Below are 22351 nucleotides of genomic sequence, written 5' to 3' on the forward strand. Positions count from 1 at the left end.
TCCTGTGCGCCCTATGTCGCCACAGAACCTTCCTTCGATAGGCTGTACCGAACCCGCCCCGCCGCATATGCCGCGGTGCTGCCGCAGAGCGGCCTTCGGGTAGTGCCTCATCACGTGGCAAGTCCTCAAAAGATCGCAGCTCAAGGAGAGTCATCGAGCGATGGCCGGTCCCGCGTTCCGCGCCGCCGCCGTCCGGGTGCGCGTCCCCGCCACCAGCGCCAACCTCGGCCCGGGCTTCGACGCCCTCGGCCTGTCGCTGGGTCTGTACGACGACGTCGTCGTGCGGGTGGCCGACTCCGGACTGAACATCGACATCGCAGGTGAGGGCAGCGAAACGCTCCCGCGCGACGAGTCGCATCTGCTGGTACGTTCCCTGCGCACCGCCTTCGATCTGCTCGGCGGACAGCCGCGCGGGCTCGAAATCGTCTGCGCCAACCGCATTCCGCACGGCCGGGGCCTCGGCTCCTCGTCCGCCGCCATCTGCGCGGGCATCGTCGCCGCGCGCGCCGTGACCATAGGCGGCGACGCCCGGCTCGACGACAACGCCCTCCTTGAGCTCGCCACCGAGATCGAGGGCCACCCCGACAACGTCGCCGCCTGTCTGCTCGGCGGTTTCACGCTCTCCTGGATGGACGGGGGAGCGGCCAGGGCGATCAGGATGGACCCCGCAGAATCCATCGTTCCGGTGGTCTTCGTACCCGGAAAGCCCGTACTCACCGAGACGGCGCGCGGACTGCTCCCGCGCACCGTGCCGCACGTCGACGCTGCCACCAACGCGGGCCGTGCCGCGCTGCTCGTAGAGGCCCTGACCAGGCGCCCCGAGCTGCTGCTTCCCGCGACCGAGGACCGGCTCCACCAGGAGTACCGCGCACCCGCCATGCCGGAGAGCGCCGCCCTGGTGGAACGCCTGCGCGCGGACGGTGTCCCGGCGATGATCTCCGGTGCGGGGCCCACGGTCCTCGCGCTGGCCGATGAGAGTGCGGCGGACAAGGTCGCACGCCTCGCGGGCGAGGGCTGGGCGGCCAACCGTCTGGCGCTCGACGCGACCGGTGCGAGCGTGCTGCCGCTTGCGCCTTGACACCTGATAGCCGGATTTGGAGAGGGGGAATGTTTGTTGGATCCGGTAGTGTTAACCTCAAGTCTGCACCCGACCCCACCATGGCGAGGTGCTTCGTGTCCCCGTCCGGGACATCCATCCTTCCGGGAGCCTCCCAAACTGCTCTGTGTCCCGCACTGAGCGGTGCCGAGCACGCTCCGGAACCGGCGTGACCGAGCCGAGTGACACCGCACATCAGTGGCACCTCACCGGGACTCGCCATCACCAGTGAATTCTTCCGCCGCGCGTTGGCGGACCACCGCCCCGGCACGGTCCACACACCAAAGGACCTCCGGACAGCACAACCGGTCGCCGAGCCAGACAGGCCGACGTCCGCTCCAGGGAAGGACCCTTCGTGAGCGACACCACCGATCTGATGGGCGTGACTGCCGACACGCCCGCCACGGACGCCTCTGCGGCGCCTGCCACCGGTGCTTCGGCCGGGTCCCGGCGGCGCCGCGGCACCGGCCTCGATGGCATGGTGCTGGCGGAACTGCAACAGGTCGCATCCGGCCTCGGTATCAAGGGCACCGCGCGGATGCGCAAGAGCCAGCTGATCGAGGTCATCAAGGAGGCGCAGGCCGGAGGGGGTGCCTCCGCCAAGAGCGCCGCGCCCGCCGCCGAGGGCGAGACGAAGCCCAAGCGCCGCGCCACCTCGAAGGCCCGGACGGGTGAAGACAACGCGGCCGCCGCGGCGAGCACGGAGAAGGCCGCCAAGGCGAGCAAGGCCGACAAGGCCGAGCCGGCCGCCGCCAAGGCCGAAGAGGCCGCCCAGCAGCAGATCGACATCCCGGGCCAGCCCGCGGGTGCCGACAAGGGCGAGCGCCGCGGCCGCCGCCGTGCGACCGCCGACGCGGGCAGCCCCGAGACGGTCACCGCCGAGGCGAAGAACGAGTCGAAGAACGACGCCAAGGGCGACACCAGGAACGACGCCAGGACGGACGCGCAGTCCGAGGCCAAGGGCGACGGCTCCGGCGACAACAACGCCGAAGGCCGCCGTGACCGCGGCCAGGGCCGTGACCGCCAGGGCCGCGGCCAGGGCCGTGACCGCCGCGGCAACAAGGGCGACGACCAGCAGGGCGGCAACCGCCAGCAGGGCGGCCGCCAGGACCGTGACGGCCGTCAGGACCGCGGTGACCGCCAGCAGCGGGACAACGGACCGCAGGACGACTTCGACGACGAGGCCGGTGGCCGCCGCGGGCGCCGTGGCCGTTACCGCGACCGCCGTGGCCGTCGTGGCCGCGACGAGTTCGGCGGGGCGAACGAGCCGCAGGTCGCCGAGGACGACGTTCTGATCCCCGTCGCGGGCATCCTGGACATCCTCGACAACTACGCGTTCATCCGTACGTCGGGCTACCTCCCGGGTCCGAACGACGTGTACGTGTCGCTCGCCCAGGTCCGCAAGAACGGTCTGCGCAAGGGTGACCACATCACCGGCGCCGTCCGCCAGCCCAAGGACGGCGAGCGCCGCGAGAAGTTCAACGCGCTCGTCCGCCTCGACTCGGCGAACGGCATGGCGGCCGAATCCGGGCGCGGGCGACCGGAGTTCAACAAGCTGACGCCCCTTTACCCGCAGGACCGGCTCCGTCTGGAGACCGACCCGGGCGTGCTCACCACCCGCATCATCGACCTCGTGTCGCCGATCGGTAAGGGTCAGCGCGGTCTGATCGTGGCTCCGCCGAAGACCGGCAAGACCATGATCATGCAGGCGGTCGCCAACGCGATCACCACGAACAGCCCCGAGTGCCACCTGATGGTCGTCCTGGTCGACGAGCGTCCGGAAGAGGTCACCGACATGCAGCGGTCGGTGAAGGGCGAGGTCATCTCCTCGACCTTCGACCGTCCGGCCGAGGACCACACCACGGTCGCCGAGCTGGCCATCGAGCGCGCCAAGCGTCTCGTCGAGCTGGGCCACGACGTGGTCGTGCTTCTCGACTCCATCACCCGTCTGGGCCGTGCGTACAACCTGGCGGCCCCGGCCTCCGGTCGCATCCTGTCCGGTGGTGTCGACTCGACCGCGCTCTACCCGCCGAAGCGCTTCTTCGGTGCGGCGCGCAACATCGAGGACGGCGGCTCGCTGACCATCCTCGCGACCGCGCTCGTCGACACCGGTTCGCGCATGGACGAGGTGATCTTCGAGGAGTTCAAGGGCACCGGCAACATGGAGCTCAAGCTCGACCGGAAGCTCTCCGACAAGCGCATCTTCCCGGCGGTGGACGTCGACGCGTCCTCCACCCGCAAGGAAGAGATCCTGCTCAACAGCGAAGAGCTGGCGATCGTCTGGAAGCTGCGCCGGGTGCTGCACGCGCTCGACTCGCAGCAGGCCATCGAGCTGCTTCTCGACAAGATGAAGCAGACGAAGTCGAACGCCGAGTTCCTCATGCAGATCGCGAAGACGACCCCGACGCCGGGCAACGGCAACGACTAGTCCTCGCGTACCGCACGCACGCAAAGGGCCGCCCCCGTCATCCGACGGGGGCGGCCCTTCGTGTGTGACCCCGCGTGACCGCCGCCGAATGACCTTGGCCACATGCCTAAGAGATTCTTACGGTCACGGGCAGTAGCTCCGCGAGGGGAAAACTCGCAGGTGAGAAGCCGGGAAAGCGGGGCAGAAGTGCACGATGCGTGACGAGCGTGCGCCGGGGCGCTCACAAAGCGCTGTGCAACCCTTCTTTCGGTTTCCACGTCTGACTAGTGAGTCTGCCAAGTGACGACAAACCACGCCTGACCCTGAAAGCAGGGGGTACCCGACCCGGACGAGGACTGAGGAGCACATGAGCGACGAGAGCGCACCCGCGGCGGATACGGCATCGAAGCGCTCCCGGGGCGGAGGCGGTCGGCGTCGTAAGCCGCGCGAGAAGCGCAGCAAGGTCCTCGTCGTCACCGCGTGGACCGCGGCATCGGTGGTCGTCCTCGGCGGCACGGGCCTCGGCTTCGTGTACTTCAAGCTCAACGGCAACATCAAGGGCGTCGACATCAACCAGGCGCTCGGCACCGACCGCCCGGAGAACATCGACAACGGCTCGCAGGACATCCTCGTCCTCGGCTCCGACTCCCGCTCCGGCGACAACGCCAAGTACGGCAAGGACGAGGGCGCCGCCCGTTCGGACACGGCGATGATCGTGCACGTGAACAAGGGCCACAAGACGGCCAGCGTCGTCTCGATACCCCGCGACACCCTCATATCCCGCCCCGAGTGCGAGACGGACGAGGGCGAGAAGGACCCGGGCGGTCAGCGGCAGATGTTCAACACGGCGTACGAGGTCGGCGGCCCCGCCTGCGCCGTCAAGACCGTGGAGAAGATGTCCGGCATCCGGATGGACCACTACCTGGAAGTGGACTTCACGGGCTTCAAGAAGCTCATCAACACCCTCGGCGGCGTCGAGATCACCACCAAGAAGGCGATCAACGACAAGGACAGCCACCTCAACCTCAAGGCCGGCACCCACCAGCTCACCGGCGAGCAGGCCCTGGGCCTGGTCCGCACCCGGCACGGCGTCGGCGACGGCAGCGACCTGGGCCGCATCCAGCTCCAGCAGGCCTTCATCAAGGCCCTGATCAACCAGGTCAAGGACGTCGGCGTCTTCAGCAACCCGAAGAAGCTCTACGACCTCGCGAACGACGCCACCAGCGCCATTACCACCGACTCCGACCTGAACGACGTCAAGAGCCTCGCGGGCTTCGCGAGCGGCCTCAAGGGCATCGGCGCGGGCGACATGAAGATGGTCACGCTGCCCATCCAGTACGACCCCGCCGACCCCAACCGCGTCCTTCCCCTGGAGAAGGCCGACCAGCAGGTCTGGGACGCGCTCAAGGCCGACAAGCCGATCCCCAAGTCCGCCACCGAGAAGTCCGCCGGCGACAAGGGCGACGCGAGCGATGTCGTGAGCAGCCACTAGCCGCTGTCGCGAGCAGCCGCCGACCGTTTCGGGAGCCCGCCGGGAATAGAACAGAACCCACCCCGGTTTGGGCAGATGCGACCGGTCCTGGCAGACTGGTACGTCGGCCCCGGTTCACGTACGAGCAATCCGCACGTACGACCCGGCGCCCTCCCGAAACTAGGAGACACCTTGAAGCGCGAAATCCACCCCGAGTACGTCGAGACGCAGGTCAGCTGCACCTGTGGCGCGTCGTTCACCACCCGCAGCACGATCTCCAGCGGCACCGTCCGTGCCGAGGTCTGCTCCGAGTGCCACCCGTTCTACACGGGCAAGCAGAAGATCCTCGACACCGGTGGCCGTGTGGCCCGCTTCGAGGCCCGCTTCGGCAAGGCCGCAGGCTCCGCCAACAAGTAGCGAGCCACTGCGCCGGTCTTCGGCCGCCCCCGGGAGGGGGCGGTTGGGACCGGCGCTTTGCCGTCTGACGCAAGCGCAGTGCAGAACTACGTCGCGTAGAACCTTCGCGTAGAAAGCTCAGGAGCCCCCGATGTTCGAGGCGGTCGAGGAACTGATCGGCGAGCACGCCGATCTGGAGACAAAGCTCGCGGACCCTTCGGTCCACGCCGACCAGGCCAACGCGCGCAAGCTCAACAAGCGCTACGCCGAGCTGACCCCGATCGTCTCGACGTACCGCGCCTGGAAGCAGACCGGCGAGGACATCGCGACGGCCCGTGAACTGGCCGCGGAGGACCCGGAGTTCGCCGCCGAGGTCAAGGACATGGAGAAGCAGCGCGAGGAGATCACCGAGAAGCTGCGCCTCCTCCTGGTGCCCCGCGACCCCAGCGACGACAAGGACGTCATCCTCGAGGTCAAGGCGGGCGCGGGCGGCGACGAATCCGCGCTCTTCGCCGGCGACCTCCTGCGCATGTACCTGCGGTACGCGGAGCGCGTCGGCTGGAAGACCGAGATCATCGACGCCACCGAGTCCGAGCTCGGCGGCTACAAGGACGTCCAGGTCGCCGTGAAGACCAAGGGCGGCCAGGGAGCGACCGAGCCCGGCCAGGGCGTCTGGGCCCGCCTGAAGTACGAGGGCGGCGTGCACCGCGTGCAGCGCGTGCCCTCCACCGAGTCGCAGGGCCGGATCCACACCTCCGCGGCCGGTGTCCTGGTGACGCCCGAGGCCGAGGAGGTCGACGTGGAGATCCACGCCAACGACCTGCGCATCGACGTCTACCGCTCCTCGGGCCCCGGCGGCCAGTCGGTCAACACCACCGACTCCGCGGTGCGCATCACGCACCTGCCCACCGGAGTCGTCGCCTCCTGCCAGAACGAGAAGAGCCAGCTCCAGAACAAGGAGCAGGCCATGCGTATCCTGCGCTCCAGGCTCCTTGCCGCGGCCCAGGAGGAAGCGGAGAAGGAGGCGGCGGACGCCCGCCGCAGCCAGGTCCGCACCGTCGACCGCTCCGAGAAGATCCGTACGTACAACTTCCCGGAAAACCGGATCTCGGACCACCGCGTCGGCTTCAAGGCGTACAACTTGGACCAGGTGCTCGACGGAGACCTCGACGCGGTCATCCAGGCCTGCGTCGACGCGGACTCCGCAGCCAAGCTCGCGGCAGCCTGAGCCACGACCGCACCCGCCCATCGCTCAGCACAGCCCCGGAGGACCAGCGTGAACCTGCTGCTCGCGGAAGTGGCCCAGGCCACCCAGCGGCTGGCCGACGCCGGCGTGCCCTCGCCGCGCAACGACGCGGAGGAGCTTGCCGCCTTCGTGCACGGCGTGAAGCGGGGCGAGCTGCACTCCGTCAAGGACCCGGACTTCGACGCCCGCTACTGGGAGACGATCGCGCGCCGCGAGGCACGCGAACCGCTCCAGCACATCACCGGGCGCGCCTTCTTCCGCTACCTCGAACTTCAGGTCGGGCCCGGCGTCTTCGTGCCGCGGCCCGAGACCGAGTCGGTCGTCGGGTGGGCCATAGACGCCGTGCGCGCGATGGACGTCGTCGAGCCGCTCATCGTCGATCTCTGTACGGGTTCCGGGGCCATCGCCCTCGCCATGGCCCAGGAGGTCCCGCGCTCCCGTGTGCACGCCGTGGAGCTCTCCGACGACGCCCTGAAGTGGACCCGGAAGAACGTCGAGGGGTCCAGGGTCCAGCTGTCCAAGGGTGACGCGCGCGACGCCTTGCCGGAGCTCGACGGCCAGGTCGACCTCCTCATCTCGAACCCGCCGTACATCCCGCTCACCGAGTGGGAGTACGTGGCTCCCGAGGCCCGCGACTACGACCCGGAGCTGTCGCTCTTCTCCGGCGAGGACGGCCTCGACCTGATCCGCGGCATCGAGCGCACCGCACACCGCCTCCTGCGGCCCGGCGGTGTCGTCGTCATCGAGCACGCCGACACCCAGGGCGGCCAGGTGCCGTGGATCTTCACCGAGGAGCGGGGCTGGGCCGACGCGGCCGACCACCCCGACCTCAACAACAGGCCGAGGTTCGCGACCGCCCGCAAGGCGATGCCGTGAGCACACCCACTTCAAGCCAGCAGTACGTGTACGAGGAGGCCCGCTGATGGCACGGCGATACGACACCAACGACGCGACCGACCGGACGACCGGTCTGCGCGAGGCCGCGTCGGCCGTCCGCCGTGGCGAGCTGGTCGTGCTGCCCACCGACACCGTCTACGGCATCGGTGCCGACGCCTTCACACCGGAGGCGTGTGCCGATCTCCTCGACGCCAAGGGCCGCGGCCGCAACATGCCCACGCCCGTCCTCATCGGCTCCCCGAACACCCTGCACGGCCTGGTCACCGACTTCTCCGAGTCGGCCTGGGAGCTCGTCGACGCCTTCTGGCCCGGCGCGCTGACCCTGGTCGCCAAGCAGCAGCCCTCGCTCCAGTGGGACCTCGGGGACACCCGCGGGACCGTCGCGATCCGGATGCCGCTGCACCCCGTCGCCATCGAACTGCTCACCGAGGTCGGCCCCATGGCCGTCTCCTCCGCGAACCTCACGGGACACCCCGCTCCCGAGGACTGCGACGCCGCGCAGGAGATGCTGGGCGACTCCGTCTCCGTCTACCTGGACGGCGGCAGGACGCCGGGCATCGTCCCCTCGTCGATCGTGGACGTCACCGGCAAGGTGCCGGTACTGCTGCGCGCGGGCGCCCTGGACGCCGAGGAGCTCCGCAAGGTGGTACCCGACCTCGAGGTGGCGAATTGACAGCCCCTGAGACGGGGCGTGGCATAGCGGCTTATCCCGATTCGTTCCGCATCCTCCACGTCAGCACCGGCAATGTGTGCCGCTCGCCGATCACCGAGCGGCTGACCAGGCATGCCCTGGCGGACCGCCTGGGTGATCCCTTCACCGGCGGCCTGATCGTGGAGAGCGCGGGCACCTGGGGGCACGAGGGCGCCCCCATGGAGACCAACGCCGAGGCCGTGCTCGCGGACTTCGGCGCGGACGCCTCCGGCTTCAAAGGACGCGAGCTTCTCGACGAGCACGTCATCCGCGCGGACCTCGTCCTGACGGCGACCAGGGACCACCGGGCGCAGGTCATCTCGATGGGCCACTCGGCGGGCCTGCGCACCTTCACGCTCAAGGAGTTCACGCGCCTTGTGCGGGCCATAGACCCGGCGACCCTGCCCGACCCCGACGGAGGCGTCGTCGAGCGGGCCAGGGCCCTGGTACGGGCCGCCGCGGCGCTGCGTGGCTGGCTCCTGGCGCCCACCGCGGAGGCGGACGAGGTGTACGACCCCTACGGCGCTCCGCTGCCCTTCTTCCGCTCGGTGGGCGACGAGATCAACGAGGCGCTCGATCCCGTGGTGACGGCGCTGACGGGCGTACCGGCCAAGGCGTAGGGCCGGGGTGGTCCCGACGCCGCGCGGGCACGGTGTGGCGGGCCTACATTGGAGGGACCCTCACCCCTCGCGAGGCCCGGAGCCCAACATGCCGGTCGGCACCGCACCCACCGCCGCCTCGACGGCGCCCGCTGACTTCGCCGCGCTCCGCGGCGCGGACCCCCAGATGGCGGAGATCCTCCTCGCCGAGCAGGAACGCCAGGCCTCCAGCCTCCAGCTCATCGCGGCCGAGAACTTCTCCTCGCCCGCGGTCCTCGCGGCCCTCGGCTCCCCGCTCGCCAACAAGTATGCCGAGGGCTACCCCGGCGCCCGCCACCACGGCGGCTGCGAGCTCGTGGACGTCGCCGAGCGCATCGCCGTCGACCGCGCCAAGGCCCTCTTCGGCGCCGAGCACGCCAACGTGCAGCCGCACTCCGGCTCCTCCGCGGTCCTCGCCGCCTACGCCGCCCTGCTGCGCCCCGGCGACACCGTCCTGGCCATGGGCCTGCCGTACGGCGGCCACCTCACGCACGGCTCGCCCGCGAACTTCTCGGGGCGCTGGTTCGACTTCGTGGGGTACGGCGTCGACGCGGAGAGCGGCCTCATCGACTACGACCAGGTCGGGGCCCTCGCCCGTACGCACCGGCCGAAGGCGATCGTCTGCGGCTCCATCGCCTACCCCCGGCACATCGACTACGCGGCCTTCCGCGACATCGCCGACGACGTCGGCGCCTACCTCATCGCCGACGCGGCCCACCCGATCGGCCTGATCGCCGGGGGAGCGGCCCCCAGCCCCGTGCCGTACGCCGACGTCGTGTGCGCCACGACCCACAAGGTGCTCCGCGGCCCGCGCGGCGGCCTGATCCTGTGCGGTGACGAGCTCGCGTCCCGTATCGACCGGGCGGTGTTCCCCTTCACGCAGGGCGGTGCGCAGATGCACACGATCGCGGCCAAGGCCGTCGCGTTCGGCGAGGCGGAGACCCCGGCCTTCACCGCGTACGCCCATCAGGTCGTCGCCAACGCCCGCATCCTGGCCCAGTCGCTCGCCGCGGCGGGCTGCGCGATCACCACGGGCGGCACCGACACGCACCTGATCCTCGCCGACCCTGCGCCGCTTGGCACCGACGCACACACCGCCCGCGGCAGGCTCGCTGCCTGCGGCCTCGTCCTGGACACCTGCGCCCTGCCGTACGCCGACGGCCGCGGCCTGCGCCTGGGCACGGCGGCCGTGACCACGCAGGGCATGGGGGACGCGGAGATGGTGCGCGTCGCCGGTCTCTTCGCGGACGCGGTGCGTGACCCATCCGACGGCGCGACGGACTCGAAAGCAAGAGAAGAAGTGCGTGAACTCGTGGGCAGATTTCCGCCGTATCCGGCCTAGGTCGGCGTAGATGCGTCGGGGGAAGGCGCGTACTCGTGCAACCATCGTCGCTACCCGGAAGTCCCCAACCGTATGCACGCAGAGCTAGGGTGTGGGGCTGAGATGGCCAGCGATACCTGTGGGGAAGCCCGTGCGTGAATACCTCCTGACGCTCTGCATCACGGCCGCGGTGACTTACTTGCTGACCGGCCCGGTGCGGAAGTTCGCGATCGTGGCCGGCGCCATGCCGGAGATCCGCGCCCGCGACGTGCACAGGGAGCCCACGCCCCGGCTCGGCGGTATCGCGATGTTCTTCGGGCTCTGCGCCGGTCTGCTGGTCGCCGACCACCTGCCCAATCTGAGTGACCTCTTCGAGCGCTCCAACGAGCCGCGCGCGCTGCTCTCCGGTGCCGCGCTGATCTGGCTGATCGGTGTCCTCGACGACAAGTTCGAGATCGACGCCCTGATCAAGCTGGGCGGCCAGATGATCGCGGCGGGCGTCATGGTCCTCCAGGGCCTGACGATCCTGTGGATCCCGGTGCCCGGCTACGGCATGGTCCTGCTCGACCAGGGCCAGGGCACGCTCCTGACGGTCGCGCTCGTCGTCATCACCATCAACGCGGTGAACTTCGTGGACGGCCTCGACGGTCTCGCCGCAGGCATGGTCTGCATCGCGGCGGCGGCGTTCTTCCTGTACGCCTACCGCCTCTGGTACGGCTACGGCATCGAGGCCGCGGCCCCCGCGACGCTCTTCGCCGCGATCCTGATCGGCATGTGCCTGGGCTTCCTGCCGCACAACATCCATCCCGCCCGGATCTTCATGGGGGACTCGGGATCGATGCTGATCGGCCTGGTCCTCGCGGCGGGTGCGATCTCGGCCACGGGGCAGATCGACGGCGACGCCCTGAAGCTGAACTTCGGCGGCACCCGCGATGCCACGCACGCGATGCTCCCGGTCTTCATCCCGCTCCTGATGCCGCTGACGATCATCGCCATCCCGTTCGCCGACCTGGTCCTCGCGATCGTCCGGCGTACGTGGAACGGCAAGTCGCCGTTCGCCGCCGACCGCGGCCACCTCCACCACCGCCTCCTGGAGATCGGCCACTCCCACAGCCGCGCGGTGCTGATCATGTACTTCTGGTCGGCGCTCATCGGCTTCGGCACGGTCGCCTACTCGGTTCACTCGGCCAGCATGTGGATCCTCTTCGCGATCGTCGCGCTGAGCGCGGTGGGCCTGGTGCTGCTCCTGCTGCCGCGCTACACCCCCCACGTCCCGCACTGGGCCGAGTCCTTCGTGCCGCCGCGCTACCGGCGGCGCAGGGGCGCCGCCGCGGACGCGTCCGCGGCCGACGGGGCCACTGCGGCGGACGAGCCGGACGGGGAGAACGAGGAGCGTCCTCCGGTCGGCTCAGACGTCAACGGAGCGACGGCCGTTGGCACCCGCTCGCGCTTCGAGGATCGTCGCAAGGCCGGTTCGTCGAGCTGATGGCGGGCGGCAAACTTGCCCATTACCAGACAAGTTGCCTCGCTGAGTGCACAGACGCGCGGATTAACTCTCATGTGTGACAGCGAGCACACCTACCAGGTAAAGACCTCATCAAATAGTTTGTGATACCGTTCACGAAACCAGGGGATAGAGCCGAAGGACCGTAGTGCGACGGTCTATTGGCCCGAGGGACACTCTCGACCCCGGACTACGCTCGTCCATGACGACACCCTGCCCCCATCAGTAAGCGGAGCTGCCGCCATGCCGTCTCAAGACACCCGAACTCTTTTCCAGACCGCTGTACCCACGGCTGCCGCCGGCGCGATCGTCGCCGTCGTCAGTGGTGTGATCGCGGGTGGCAAAGGGGCGCTCGGTGCTGTCGTCGGCACGCTGGTGGTCATCGCCTTCATGGGGCTCGGGATGTTCGCGCTGCAGCGAACGGCGAAGGCACTCCCGCATCTGTTCCAGATGATGGGCCTGCTGCTCTACGTCCTTCAACTCCTGCTGCTTCTCGTCTTCGTGGCCCTTTTCAAGGACACCACGCTGTTCAACCCCAAGACCTTCGCCGTGGGCCTTGTGGTGGCGACCGTCGTATGGATGGCGTCACAGGCGCGTGCGCACATGAAGGCAAAGATCCTTTACGTTGATCCCGAGCCCGAGAACCACGACAAGCCCGAGAAGTCGGGGTCGTCGAAGTGAACGGTAGGGCCGGGATAAATGCGCGTTCGAGATGCTGCTATCGTCCGGTGCCAACTGCGGCACTGCCGGCGCGGGCATCTGAGCTGACGCCTGCACGATCGCGAGGCTCAATGCCTGAACGCCGCGCCCACATCCGAAACACCAGTCTGGTGCCGAACCGCGGCTGCGCGCCGCGCCGACACGACAACGAGGTTGCCGTACCTATGCGTCACGCCGAAGGAGCCCGCGGTGAGTGCTGACCAAACTGAGCTCGCCTTTGACTGGAGCTGTCGGATCATGTCCGACAACGGCTGTGGCTTCCCGGCTCCTGGCCTGCACTCGTTCCTCTTCAAGCCGATCGCGACGGTCGGCGGGTTCGAGTTCAACAAGGTCATGCTGCTCGCCCTGCTGACGACCCTCGTCGTGGTCAGTTTCTTCTATCTGGCGTTCGGCAAGGCCAAGGTCGTCCCGGGCAAGCTGCAGATGATCGGTGAGGCCGGCTACGACTTCGTACGCCGCGGCATCGTCTACGAGACGATGGGCAAGAAGGAGGGCGAGAAGTACGTCCCCCTGATGGTCTCGATGTTCTTCTTCATCTGGATCATGAACATCTGGTCCGTGATCCCGCTGACCCAGTTCCCGGTCTCGTCGATCTTCGCGTACCCGGTCGTTCTCGCCGCGATCGTCTACCTGATCTGGGTGCCCCTCACCTTCAAGAGGCACGGCTTCGTCGGCGGCTGGAAGAACATCACCGGCTACGACAACTCGCTCGGCCCGATCAAGTGGCTCGTGTCGTTCATCGAGTTCTTCTCGAACCTTCTTGTTCGCCCGTTCACGCACTCGGTGCGACTGTTCGCGAACATGTTCGCGGGTCACCTGATGCTGGTGATGTTCACCGTCGCCTCCTGGTACCTGCTGAACAGCTTCATGATCCCGGCGGCCGGTGTCTCCTTCGTGATGACCATCGCCATGATCCTCTTCGAGCTTTTCGTCCAGGCGGTCCAGGCGTACGTCTTCGTGCTCCTCTCCGCCACCTACATTCAGGGCGCCATCGCCGAGCACCACTGAGCAAGGCCCGGCTCTCTAGCCCCCCAGATCGCCCGGTGGCCAACCCCCACCGGTCCATGAAAGAGAAGGAAGTAACGGCATGTCCGCGACCCTCGAACTCGCCGCAGGCGTCTCCGGCTCCCTCGGCTCCATCGGCTACGGTCTCGCCGCGATCGGCCCCGGCATCGGTGTTGGCATCGTTTTCGGTAAGGGCACCGAGGCTCTGGCCCGTCAGCCCGAAGCTGCCGGCCTGATCCGTTCGAACCAGATCCTCGGCTTCGCCTTCTGTGAGGCGCTCGCCCTCATCGGCATCGTTATGCCGTTCGTGTTCGGTCAGTAATTACTGCTTACCGACACTTCGACGAAAGGCACTGATGTGATCGCCAACCTGGTGCAGCTGGCGGCCGAGGAGAAGCAGAACCCGCTGATCCCGCCCGGCCCCGAGCTGCTCGTCGGCGCACTTGCCTTCGCCATCGTCTTCTTCTTCTTCTGGAAGAAGCTCCTCCCGAACATCAACAAGGTTCTGGAAGAGCGTCGCGAGTCGATCGAAGGCGGTATTGAGAAGGCTGAGGCCGCTCAGACCGAGGCCCAGAGCGTGCTCGAGCAGTACAAGGCTCAGCTCGCCGAGGCCCGGCACGAGGCCGCGCGTCTGCGCCAGGAGGCGCAGGAGCAGGGCGCCCAGCTCATCGCCGAGATGCGCGCCGAAGGCCAGCGTCAGCGCGAGGAGATCGTGGCCGCAGGCCACGCGCAGCTCGCCGCCGACCGCAAGGCCGCCGCGCAGTCGCTGCGTCAGGACGTGGGCCAGCTGGCCACCGACCTGGCCGGCAAGCTCGTCGGAGAGTCCCTCGAGGACTCCGCACGGCAGAGCCGCACCATCGACCGTTTCCTCGATGACCTCGAGGAGAAGGCCGAGGCTGCTCGATGACAGCCCACGGAGCCAGCCGCGAGGCCCTGGCCGCCGCGCGCGAGCGTCTTGACGCGCTGACCGACAACACGTCGGTCGACGCCAAGCGCCTCGCGGACGAGCTGGCCTCGGTCACCGCGCTGTTCAACCGCGAGGTCTCGCTGCGCCGGGTCCTGACCGACCCGTCGCAGTCCGGTGAGGCCAAGGCCGAGCTCGCCGGGCGGCTGCTCGGCGGGCAGGTGGGCGGCGAGACCGCCGACCTGGTGGCCGGCCTGGTCCGCTCGCGCTGGTCGCAGTCGCGTGACCTGGTGGACGCCCTGGAGGAGCTCACCAACCTCGCCGACCTGACCGGTGCGCAGAAGTCCGGCGCCCTGGACGACGTCGAGGACGAGCTGTTCCGGTTCGGCCGGATCGTCTCCTCGAACGCCGGGCTCCGGTCCGCGCTGACCGACCGCGCCGCCTCGGCTGCGGCCAAGGGCGAGCTGCTGCGCAGCCTGCTCGGCGGCCGGGCCCACGAGGTCACGGAGCGGCTCGTCGAGCGCCTTGTGACCGCGCCCCGTGGACGTAGCCTGGAAGGTGGACTCGAGTCCCTCTCCAAGCTGGCCGCGGACCGCAGGGACCGCATGGTCGCCGTCGTCACTTCGGCCGTTCCGCTTTCGGACCGGCAGAAGGAGCGTCTCGGTGCCGCCCTGGCGAAGGTCTACGGCCGCCAGATGCACCTGAACCTCGACGTGGACCCCGCGGTCCTCGGCGGGATCACGGTGCAGGTCGGCGACGAGATCATCAACGGCAGCATCGCGGACCGACTCGAGGACGCGCACCGCCGCATGGCGAGCTAGTACTCACGCAAAACGTTGTAATTACGGCCCTAGTTGGGCCGTGCAGAGGATTCACCTCTTACTTGGGGGGAGTCCCCAGACCCCCAAAGTGAAACTTCGGGCCCAACAAGGAGAGCAGGGAACCCAGATGGCGGAGCTCACGATCCGGCCGGAGGAGATCCGGGACGCACTGGAGAACTTTGTCCAGGCGTACAAGCCGGACGCGGCCTCGCGCGAGGAGGTCGGTTCGGTCAGCGTTGCCGGTGACGGCATCGCGAAGGTCGAGGGCCTCCCCTCGGCCATGGCCAACGAGCTGCTGAAGTTCGAGGACGGCACCCTCGGTCTCGCCCTCAACCTTGAGGAGCGCGAGATCGGCGCCGTCGTCCTCGGCGAGTTCAGCGGCATCGAAGAGGGCCAGCCGGTCACCCGTACCGGCGAGGTCCTTTCGGTCGCGGTCGGCGAGGGCTACCTCGGCCGCGTCGTCGACCCGCTCGGCGCCCCGATCGACGGCCTCGGCGAGATCGAGACGTCCGGACGCCGCGCCCTCGAGCTGCAGGCCCCCACGGTCATGGACCGCAAGTCGGTGCACGAGCCGATGGAGACCGGCTACAAGGCCGTCGACGCCATGACCCCGATCGGCCGTGGCCAGCGTCAGCTGATCATCGGCGACCGCCAGACGGGCAAGACCGCCCTGGCCGTCGACACGATCATCAACCAGCGCGACAACTGGCGCTCGGGCGACGTGAACAAGCAGGTGCGCTGCATCTACGTCGCCGTCGGTCAGAAGGGCTCCACCATCGCCTCCGTGCGCGGTGCCCTCGAAGAGGCCGGTGCGCTCGAGTACACGACCATCGTCGCCGCCCCGGCGTCCGACCCGGCGGGCTTCAAGTACCTGGCGCCCTACACCGGTTCGGCCATCGGCCAGCAGTGGATGTACGAGGGCAAGCACGTCCTCATCATCTTCGACGACCTCTCGAAGCAGGCCGACGCCTACCGCGCCGTGTCCCTGCTGCTCCGCCGCCCGCCGGGGCGCGAGGCCTACCCGGGTGACGTCTTCTACCTGCACTCGCGTCTGCTCGAGCGCTGCGCGAAGCTGTCGGACGAGATGGGCAAGGGCTCGATGACGGGTCTCCCGATCGTCGAGACCAAGGCGAACGACGTGTCGGCGTTCATTCCGACCAACGTCATCTCCATCACCGACGGCCAGTGCTTCCTGGAGTCCGACCTGTTCAACGCCGGTCAGCGTCCGGCCCTGAACGTCGGTATCTCGGTCTCCCGTGTCGGTGGCTCCGCCCAGCACAAGGCGATCCGCCAGGTCTCCGGCCGTCTGCGCGTGGACCTCGCCCAGTTCCGTGAGCTCGAGGCGTTCGCCGCCTTCGGTTCCGACCTGGACGCGGCCTCGAAGGCCTCCCTCGAGCGCGGTCAGCGCATGGTCGAGCTGCTCAAGCAGGCTCAGTACCAGCCGATGGCCACCGAGGACCAGGTCATCTCCATCTGGGCCGGCACCACGGGCCGCATGGACGAGGTACCGGTCGCCGACATCCGGCGCTTCGAGCGCGAGCTGCTCGAGTACCTGCACCGCAAGGAGCAGGGCCTGATGACCTCCATCAAGGAGGGCGGCAAGATGTCCGACGACACGATCACGGCCATTGCCGACGCCGTCGCCGAGTTCAAGAAGCAGTTCGAGACCTCGGACGGCAAGCTGCTCGGCGAGGACGCTCCGGCTGCCGTCGACGCGTCCAAGTGACGACGGAAGGGACCTGACTCATGGGAGCCCAGCTCCGGGTCTACAAGCGTCGCATCAAATCCGTCACCGCGACCAAGAAGATCACCAAGGCGATGGAGATGATCGCCGCCTCGCGTGTCGTCAAGGCACAGCGCAAGGTGACCGCCTCCACTCCGTACGCGACCGAGCTCACGCGCGCGGTCACCGCGGTGGCCACGGGTGCCAACGACAAGCACCCGCTGACCACCGAGGCCGAGGCACCGACCCGGGCCGCTGTCCTGCTCCTCTCGAGCGACCGCGGTCTGGCCGGCGCCTTCAACTCCAACGCCATCAAGGCCGCGGAGAAGCTCACCAAGCAGTTGCAGGACGCGGGCAGGGAGGTCGACACGTACATCGTCGGCCGCCGTGGCATCGCGCACTACAACTTCCGTGAGCGGAAGATCGCCGGGCAGTGGACGGGCTTCACGGATGCCCCTTCCTACGCGGACGCCAAGGAGATCGCCGCGCCCCTGATCGAGGCCATCGAGAAGGAAACGGCCGAGGGCGGCGTGGACGAACTCCACATCGTCTACACCGAGTTCATCTCGATGATGACGCAGGAAGCAGCCGGTGACCGGCTGCTCCCGCTGAGCCTCGACAAGGTCGCGGAGGAGGCGGGCAAGACGGACGAGGCCCGCCCGCTGTACGACTTCGAGCCGTCGGCGGAGGACGTCCTGGACGCCCTCCTGCCGCGCTACGTCGAGAGCCGTATCTACAACGCGCTGCTCCAGTCGGCTGCTTCCAAGCACGCCGCCACGCGCCGCGCGATGAAGTCGGCGACCGACAACGCGGGTGACCTGATCAACGCCCTCACCCGTTCTGCCAACGCGGCCCGACAGGCCGAAATCACCCAGGAAATCAGCGAGATCGTCGGTGGCGCCAGCGCCCTGGCCGACGCTTCTGCGGGGAGTGACAAGTAATGACGACCACTGTTGATACGGCCGTTGCCACGGGCCGCGTCGCCCGGGTGATCGGCCCGGTCGTCGACGTGGAGTTCCCCGTCGACGCGATGCCGGACATCTACAACGCCCTTCACGTCGAGGTGGCCGACCCGGCCAAGGACGGCGAGAAGAAGACGCTGACGCTCGAGGTCGCCCAGCACCTCGGCGACGGCATCATCCGCGCCATCTCGATGCAGCCCACCGACGGTCTGGTCCGCCAGGCCGCGGTGACCGACACGGGCACGGGCATCACCGTCCCCGTCGGTGACATCACCAAGGGCAAGGTGTTCAACACCCTCGGCGCGATCCTGAACGAGCCGGAGGCGGAGGCCCAGGTCACCGAGCGCTGGCCGATCCACCGCAAGGCGCCCGACTTCGACCAGCTCGAGTCGAAGACCGAGATGTTCGAGACCGGCCTGAAGGTCGTCGACCTTCTCACCCCGTACGTCAAGGGTGGAAAGATCGGTCTGTTCGGTGGAGCGGGCGTCGGCAAGACCGTCCTCATCCAGGAAATGATCATGCGTGTGGCCAAGCTGCACGAGGGCGTTTCCGTGTTCGCCGGTGTCGGCGAGCGCACCCGTGAGGGCAACGACCTCATCGACGAGATGGAAGAGTCGGGCGTTCTGGACAAGACCGCCCTGGTCTTCGGCCAGATGGACGAGCCGCCGGGCACGCGTCTGCGCGTCGCCCTGGCCGGTCTGACCATGGCGGAGTACTTCCGCGATGTGCAGAAGCAGGACGTGCTGTTCTTCATCGACAACATCTTCCGCTTCACGCAGGCCGGTTCCGAGGTCTCGACCCTGCTCGGCCGTATGCCCTCCGCGGTGGGTTACCAGCCGAACCTGGCCGACGAGATGGGCCTCCTCCAGGAGCGCATCACCTCGACGCGTGGTCACTCGATCACCTCGATGCAGGCGATCTACGTGCCCGCGGACGACCTGACCGACCCGGCCCCGGCCACGACCTTCGCGCACCTCGACGCGACGACCGTGCTGTCGCGTCCGATCTCGGAGAAGGGCATCTACCCGGCGGTGGACCCGCTGGACTCGACGTCCCGCATCCTGGACCCCCGCTACATCGCGCAGGACCACTACGACGCCGCCATGCGCGTCAAGGGAATCCTGCAGAAGTACAAGGACCTCCAGGACATCATCGCGATTCTCGGCATCGACGAGCTCAGCGAGGAGGACAAGCTGGTCGTCCAGCGTGCCCGCCGCGTCGAGCGCTTCCTGTCGCAGAACACCCACGCGGCCAAGCAGTTCACCGGTCTCGACGGTTCGGACGTGCCGCTCGACGAGTCGATCGCCGCGTTCAACGCGATCATCGACGGCGAGTACGACCACTTCCCCGAGCAGGCGTTCTTCATGTGCGGTGGCGTCGAGGACCTCAAGGCGAAGGCCAAGGAGCTCGGCGTCTCCTGAGTCCGTGACTCACGGGAGGGGTGGGCGAGTCCCACCCCTCCTGATACGCCCACTAGAATTTGACCCAACACCCGGCGAAGTCGTCGGGTGGTGACCCGAGGAGCCACCCTTGGCTGCTGAGCTGCATGTCGAGCTGGTCGCCGCGGACCGCAGTGTCTGGTCCGGCGAGGCCACCCTGGTCGTCGCGCGCACCACGTCCGGCGACATCGGCGTCATGCCCGGTCACCAGCCGCTGCTCGGTGTGCTGGAATCGGGCCCGGTGACCATTCGTACGAGTGACGGCAACACTGTCGTCGCTGCCGTCCACGGAGGATTCATCTCCTTCGCGGACAACAAGCTGTCACTGCTTGCTGAGATCGTCGAGCTGTCGGACGAGATCGATGTACAGCGTGCGGAGCGGGCGCTCGAGCGCGCGAAGTCGGAGGCCGACGCCTCCGCCGAGCGTCGCGCGGACGTCCGACTGCGGGCGGTTTCGTCGCGCTGAAACCTGCGCGACGGCGTTGACGTGACTCAGCCGCGGCCAGGTCCGGAGTAATCCGGACCGGGTCGCGGCTGAGGCAGTGCGGGTGCAATTCTGTTGGTCCGTTTCGAAGAGGCGAGGAGGTCGGTGCCGATGATCCTCACTCTGCTCGTGTGCGGACTCGTGTTGGTCGTTCTGGTGTTGGTGGGGCTCTTCGTCTTCGGACTGCGCCGCCGGCTCATCCAGCGGTCCGGCGGCACCTTCGACTGCAGCCTGCGCTGGAACGCCCCGGAGAAGGGCGAGACCTCCGGCAAAGGCTGGGGGTACGGGGTCGCGCGCTACAACGGCGACCGGATCGAGTGGTACCGCGTCTTCTCGTACGCTCCCCGCCCGCGGCGGGTCCTGGAGCGTTCGGCCATCGAGGTCGTGGACCGGCGCGCGCCGGACGGCGAGGAGGAACTCGCACTGCTCTCCGACGCGATCGTCCTCGGCTGCCTGCACCGCGGCGTCCGCCTTGAGCTCGCGATGGGCGAGGACGCGCTGACGGGCTTCTTGGCGTGGCTGGAGGCGGCGCCTCCGGGGCAGCGAGTCAACGTGGCCTAGCCCCGACAGGGGCGCGGGGCTGTGACATGTGCGGCTCCGCCGCGTGGGCGCGACCAGCCACATCCGGCCCGCGGAAAAAGAACAGCGAGAAGCCGGGGAGAACAGGGGGCGTACCCGTTCTCCCCGGCTTCGTCTATGCGGGACTATCCCGGTTACTTGAGTCCGTCATTAATGGCAGACACGAGCTCGCCGTTGGTGGTGTCACCACTGAACTCCCAGAAGAACGCGCCTCCCAGGCCCTGCTGCTTCGACCAGGCCATCTTGCTCTTGACCGTCGCCGGGGTGTCGTAAGACCACCAGTTGTTGCCGCAGTGGGCGTAGGCCGTGCCGGCGATGGTGCCGTTGGCGGGGCAGGAGTTCTTCAGGACCTTGTAGTCCTCGATGCCCGCCTCGTACGTGCCCTGCGCCGCGCCGGTCGCGGTGCCGCCCGGCTCCTTCTGGGTGACGCCCGTCCAGCCGCGGCCGTAGAAGCCGATGCCGAGCAGCAGCTTGGCGGCGGGAACGCCCTTCGCCTTGAGCTTCGTGATCGCGTCCGCGGAGTTGAAGCCCTCCTGCGGGATGCCGGAGTAGGAGGTGAGCGGGGAGTGCGGGGCCGTCGGGCCCTTGGCCGCCCACGCGCCGAAGAAGTCGTACGTCATGACGTTGAACCAGTCGGCGTACTGCGAGGCGCCGCCGTAGTCGGCCGCGTCGATCTTGCCGCCGTTGGAGCCGTCGGCGGTGATCGCGGCGGTGACCAGGGCGTCCTTGCCGAACTCGGAGCGGAACGCCTGCATCATGTTCTTCATCGACGCCGGGCCGCTGGTGTCACAGGTCAGGCCGCAGGCGTTGGGGTACTCCCAGTCCAGGTCGATGCCGTCGAAGACGTCGGCCCAGCGCGGGTCCTCCACCAGGTCGTGGCAGGACTTGGCGAAGGCGGCCGGGTTCTTCATGGCGTCGGTGAAGCCGCCGGACCAGGTCCAGCCGCCGAAGGACCACAGGACCTTGAGGTTCGGGTGCTTGGCCTTGAGCTTGCGCAGCTGGTTGAAGTTGCCGCGCAGGGGCTGGTCCCAGGTGTCGGCCTTGCCGTCGACGGACTGGTCGGCGGTGTAGGCCTTGTCGTAGTCGGCGTAGGCGTCGCCGATGGTGCACTTGCCGCCCTGGACGTTGCCGAAGGCGTAGTTGATGTGCGTGATCTTGGAGGCGGAGGCCGAGGTGTCGATGTTCTTCACGTGGTAGTTGCGGCCGTAGACGCCCCACTGGGTGAAGTAACCGAGCTTGACCTTGTCACCGGGGCCGGGGCCCGGGTCGGTGCCGCCGCCCGTCGTGTGGACCTTGACGGCGCCGGAGGCCGGTCCCGTCTGGTCGGCGGTGTCGCGGGCCTGGACCGTGTACGAGTAGTCGGTGCCCGCGGTCAGGCCGCTGTCGGCGTACGAGGTACCGGTGACGGTGGCGACCTTGGAGCCGTCGCGCAGCACGTCGTAGTTCTTGACGCCCTTGTCGTCGGTGGCCGCCTTCCAGGCGAGCTTCACCGAGGTGTCGGTGATGTCGGAGGCGGTGGGGGTGCCGGGTGCCGAGGGTGCCTCGTCGCCGGGGACGCTGCCGCCGTCACAGCTGGCGCCGTTGAGCGTGCAGTTGGAGGGGGAGCCGGGGCCCGAGCCGTTGAACCCGAAGGAGACCGAGGCGCCGGGGGCGAGCGTCCCGTTCCAGCCGAGGTTCTTGGCGGTCCAGTGGTTGCCGGAGTTGGTGACGGTGGCGTCCCAGGCGGAGGTCACCTTCGTGCCGGAGGGGAAGTCCCACTCGACGTTCCAGGAGCTTATGGAGGTGGTTCCGGTGTTCTTGACGGTCCACTTGCCTTCGAAGCCGCTGCCCCAGTCCTGGGTCTTGGCGTACGTGGCGGTGGCCGCGGGGGCGGCTTCCGGTGCGGCTTCGGCGCTGCCGCCGAGTGCGACCAGGGTGGCGAGCGGGAGCAGCAGGGTGGTGAGGCCTGCCACGGCTCTGTGTCTGAAGCGCAAGGTGTGCTCCTCGGGTGTGTCCGGGGGGTCATAGGGGTGGAACCCTGCGCCGCCCGTGAGCACCAGGAACACGT

At 68.4% G+C, this 22351-nt stretch carries 21 protein-coding genes; 20 read left to right on the top strand and 1 reads right to left on the bottom strand.

Annotation, left to right across the window (positions count from 1 at the left end):
* The first annotated feature begins 160 nt into the window (after window positions 1-160).
* The 20 genes from thrB (at window position 161) to ABZ906_RS26600 (ending at window position 20286) form a co-directional block, all read left to right on the top strand.
* Complete coding sequence (thrB, locus tag ABZ906_RS26505; protein ID WP_361181442.1) at window positions 161-1078, top strand: homoserine kinase; 918 nt, start codon at window positions 161-163, stop codon at window positions 1076-1078.
* 373 nt (window positions 1079-1451) lie between these two features.
* A complete protein-coding gene (rho, locus tag ABZ906_RS26510) occupies window positions 1452-3524 on the top strand; it encodes a transcription termination factor Rho (protein ID WP_361386604.1) in 2073 nt (690 codons plus the stop codon).
* Between the two features lie 346 nt (window positions 3525-3870).
* A complete protein-coding gene (locus ABZ906_RS26515; RefSeq protein WP_361181438.1) occupies window positions 3871-4995 on the top strand; it encodes an LCP family protein in 1125 nt (374 codons plus the stop codon).
* Between the two features lie 171 nt (window positions 4996-5166).
* Window positions 5167-5391 (top strand): 50S ribosomal protein L31, encoded by a 225-nt coding sequence (gene rpmE, locus ABZ906_RS26520; protein WP_190081944.1) that lies wholly within the window; start codon window positions 5167-5169, stop codon window positions 5389-5391.
* A 130-nt stretch (window positions 5392-5521) separates the two neighbouring features.
* Window positions 5522-6598, top strand: a complete 1077-nt coding sequence (prfA, locus tag ABZ906_RS26525) for a peptide chain release factor 1 (RefSeq protein WP_361181436.1) — start codon at window positions 5522-5524, stop codon at window positions 6596-6598.
* A gap of 48 nt (window positions 6599-6646) precedes the next feature.
* Window positions 6647-7492, top strand: coding sequence for a peptide chain release factor N(5)-glutamine methyltransferase (gene prmC, locus ABZ906_RS26530; protein ID WP_361181434.1), 846 nt, complete (start codon window positions 6647-6649; stop codon window positions 7490-7492).
* Window positions 7493-7538: 46 nt separating this feature from the next.
* Window positions 7539-8186 carry an L-threonylcarbamoyladenylate synthase gene (locus ABZ906_RS26535; RefSeq protein ID WP_361181432.1) on the top strand — a complete coding sequence of 216 codons (648 nt, stop codon included), beginning with the start codon at window positions 7539-7541 and terminating at the stop codon, window positions 8184-8186.
* Entirely contained in the window at window positions 8183-8824 is a 642-nt protein-coding gene (locus tag ABZ906_RS26540; RefSeq protein WP_361181430.1) for a protein-tyrosine-phosphatase, read from the top strand. The genes ABZ906_RS26535 and ABZ906_RS26540 overlap by 4 nt, the downstream gene beginning before the upstream one ends.
* Window positions 8825-8912: 88 nt before the next feature.
* Window positions 8913-10184: a serine hydroxymethyltransferase gene (gene glyA / locus ABZ906_RS26545; RefSeq protein WP_361386607.1), complete on the top strand. Its 1272-nt coding sequence runs from the start codon at window positions 8913-8915 to the stop codon at window positions 10182-10184.
* Between the two features lie 130 nt (window positions 10185-10314).
* On the top strand, window positions 10315-11649 hold the full coding sequence (locus tag ABZ906_RS26550; protein WP_361386610.1) for an MraY family glycosyltransferase: 1335 nt from the start codon (window positions 10315-10317) through the stop codon (window positions 11647-11649).
* A 261-nt stretch (window positions 11650-11910) separates the two neighbouring features.
* Window positions 11911-12348 (top strand): hypothetical protein, encoded by a 438-nt coding sequence (locus ABZ906_RS26555; protein WP_361181425.1) that lies wholly within the window; start codon window positions 11911-11913, stop codon window positions 12346-12348.
* Window positions 12349-12624: 276 nt separating this feature from the next.
* A complete protein-coding gene (atpB, locus tag ABZ906_RS26560; protein WP_361181423.1) occupies window positions 12625-13395 on the top strand; it encodes a F0F1 ATP synthase subunit A in 771 nt (256 codons plus the stop codon).
* Between the two features lie 79 nt (window positions 13396-13474).
* On the top strand, window positions 13475-13714 hold the full coding sequence (atpE, locus tag ABZ906_RS26565; RefSeq protein WP_361181421.1) for an ATP synthase F0 subunit C: 240 nt from the start codon (window positions 13475-13477) through the stop codon (window positions 13712-13714).
* A gap of 36 nt (window positions 13715-13750) precedes the next feature.
* The gene (locus ABZ906_RS26570; RefSeq protein ID WP_361181419.1) at window positions 13751-14299 is read left to right on the top strand and encodes a F0F1 ATP synthase subunit B; all 549 of its coding nucleotides are present in this window, start codon (window positions 13751-13753) and stop codon (window positions 14297-14299) included.
* A complete protein-coding gene (locus tag ABZ906_RS26575) occupies window positions 14296-15117 on the top strand; it encodes a F0F1 ATP synthase subunit delta (RefSeq protein WP_361181417.1) in 822 nt (273 codons plus the stop codon). The genes ABZ906_RS26570 and ABZ906_RS26575 overlap by 4 nt, the downstream gene beginning before the upstream one ends.
* Window positions 15118-15244: 127 nt before the next feature.
* Window positions 15245-16843, top strand: coding sequence for a F0F1 ATP synthase subunit alpha (gene atpA / locus ABZ906_RS26580; RefSeq protein ID WP_361181415.1), 1599 nt, complete (start codon window positions 15245-15247; stop codon window positions 16841-16843).
* 20 nt (window positions 16844-16863) lie between these two features.
* Entirely contained in the window at window positions 16864-17781 is a 918-nt protein-coding gene (locus tag ABZ906_RS26585; RefSeq protein ID WP_361386613.1) for a F0F1 ATP synthase subunit gamma, read from the top strand.
* A complete protein-coding gene (gene atpD, locus ABZ906_RS26590; RefSeq protein WP_361181411.1) occupies window positions 17781-19223 on the top strand; it encodes a F0F1 ATP synthase subunit beta in 1443 nt (480 codons plus the stop codon). Before ABZ906_RS26585 ends, atpD begins: the two co-directional genes overlap by 1 nt.
* Before the next feature lie 109 nt (window positions 19224-19332).
* Window positions 19333-19707, top strand: a complete 375-nt coding sequence (locus ABZ906_RS26595) for a F0F1 ATP synthase subunit epsilon (RefSeq protein ID WP_160507238.1) — start codon at window positions 19333-19335, stop codon at window positions 19705-19707.
* Window positions 19708-19836: 129 nt separating this feature from the next.
* Window positions 19837-20286, top strand: coding sequence for a DUF2550 domain-containing protein (locus ABZ906_RS26600; RefSeq protein WP_361181409.1), 450 nt, complete (start codon window positions 19837-19839; stop codon window positions 20284-20286).
* 152 nt (window positions 20287-20438) lie between these two features.
* Here ABZ906_RS26600 and ABZ906_RS26605 read toward each other — a convergent pair whose 3' ends face one another.
* A complete protein-coding gene (locus ABZ906_RS26605; protein ID WP_361386616.1) occupies window positions 20439-22277 on the bottom strand; it encodes a glycoside hydrolase family 18 chitinase in 1839 nt (612 codons plus the stop codon).
* Window positions 22278-22351 lie beyond the last annotated feature (74 nt).

Source organism: Streptomyces sp. NPDC046925 (genome assembly GCF_040644915.1).
Classification (GTDB): domain Bacteria; phylum Actinomycetota; class Actinomycetes; order Streptomycetales; family Streptomycetaceae; genus Streptomyces.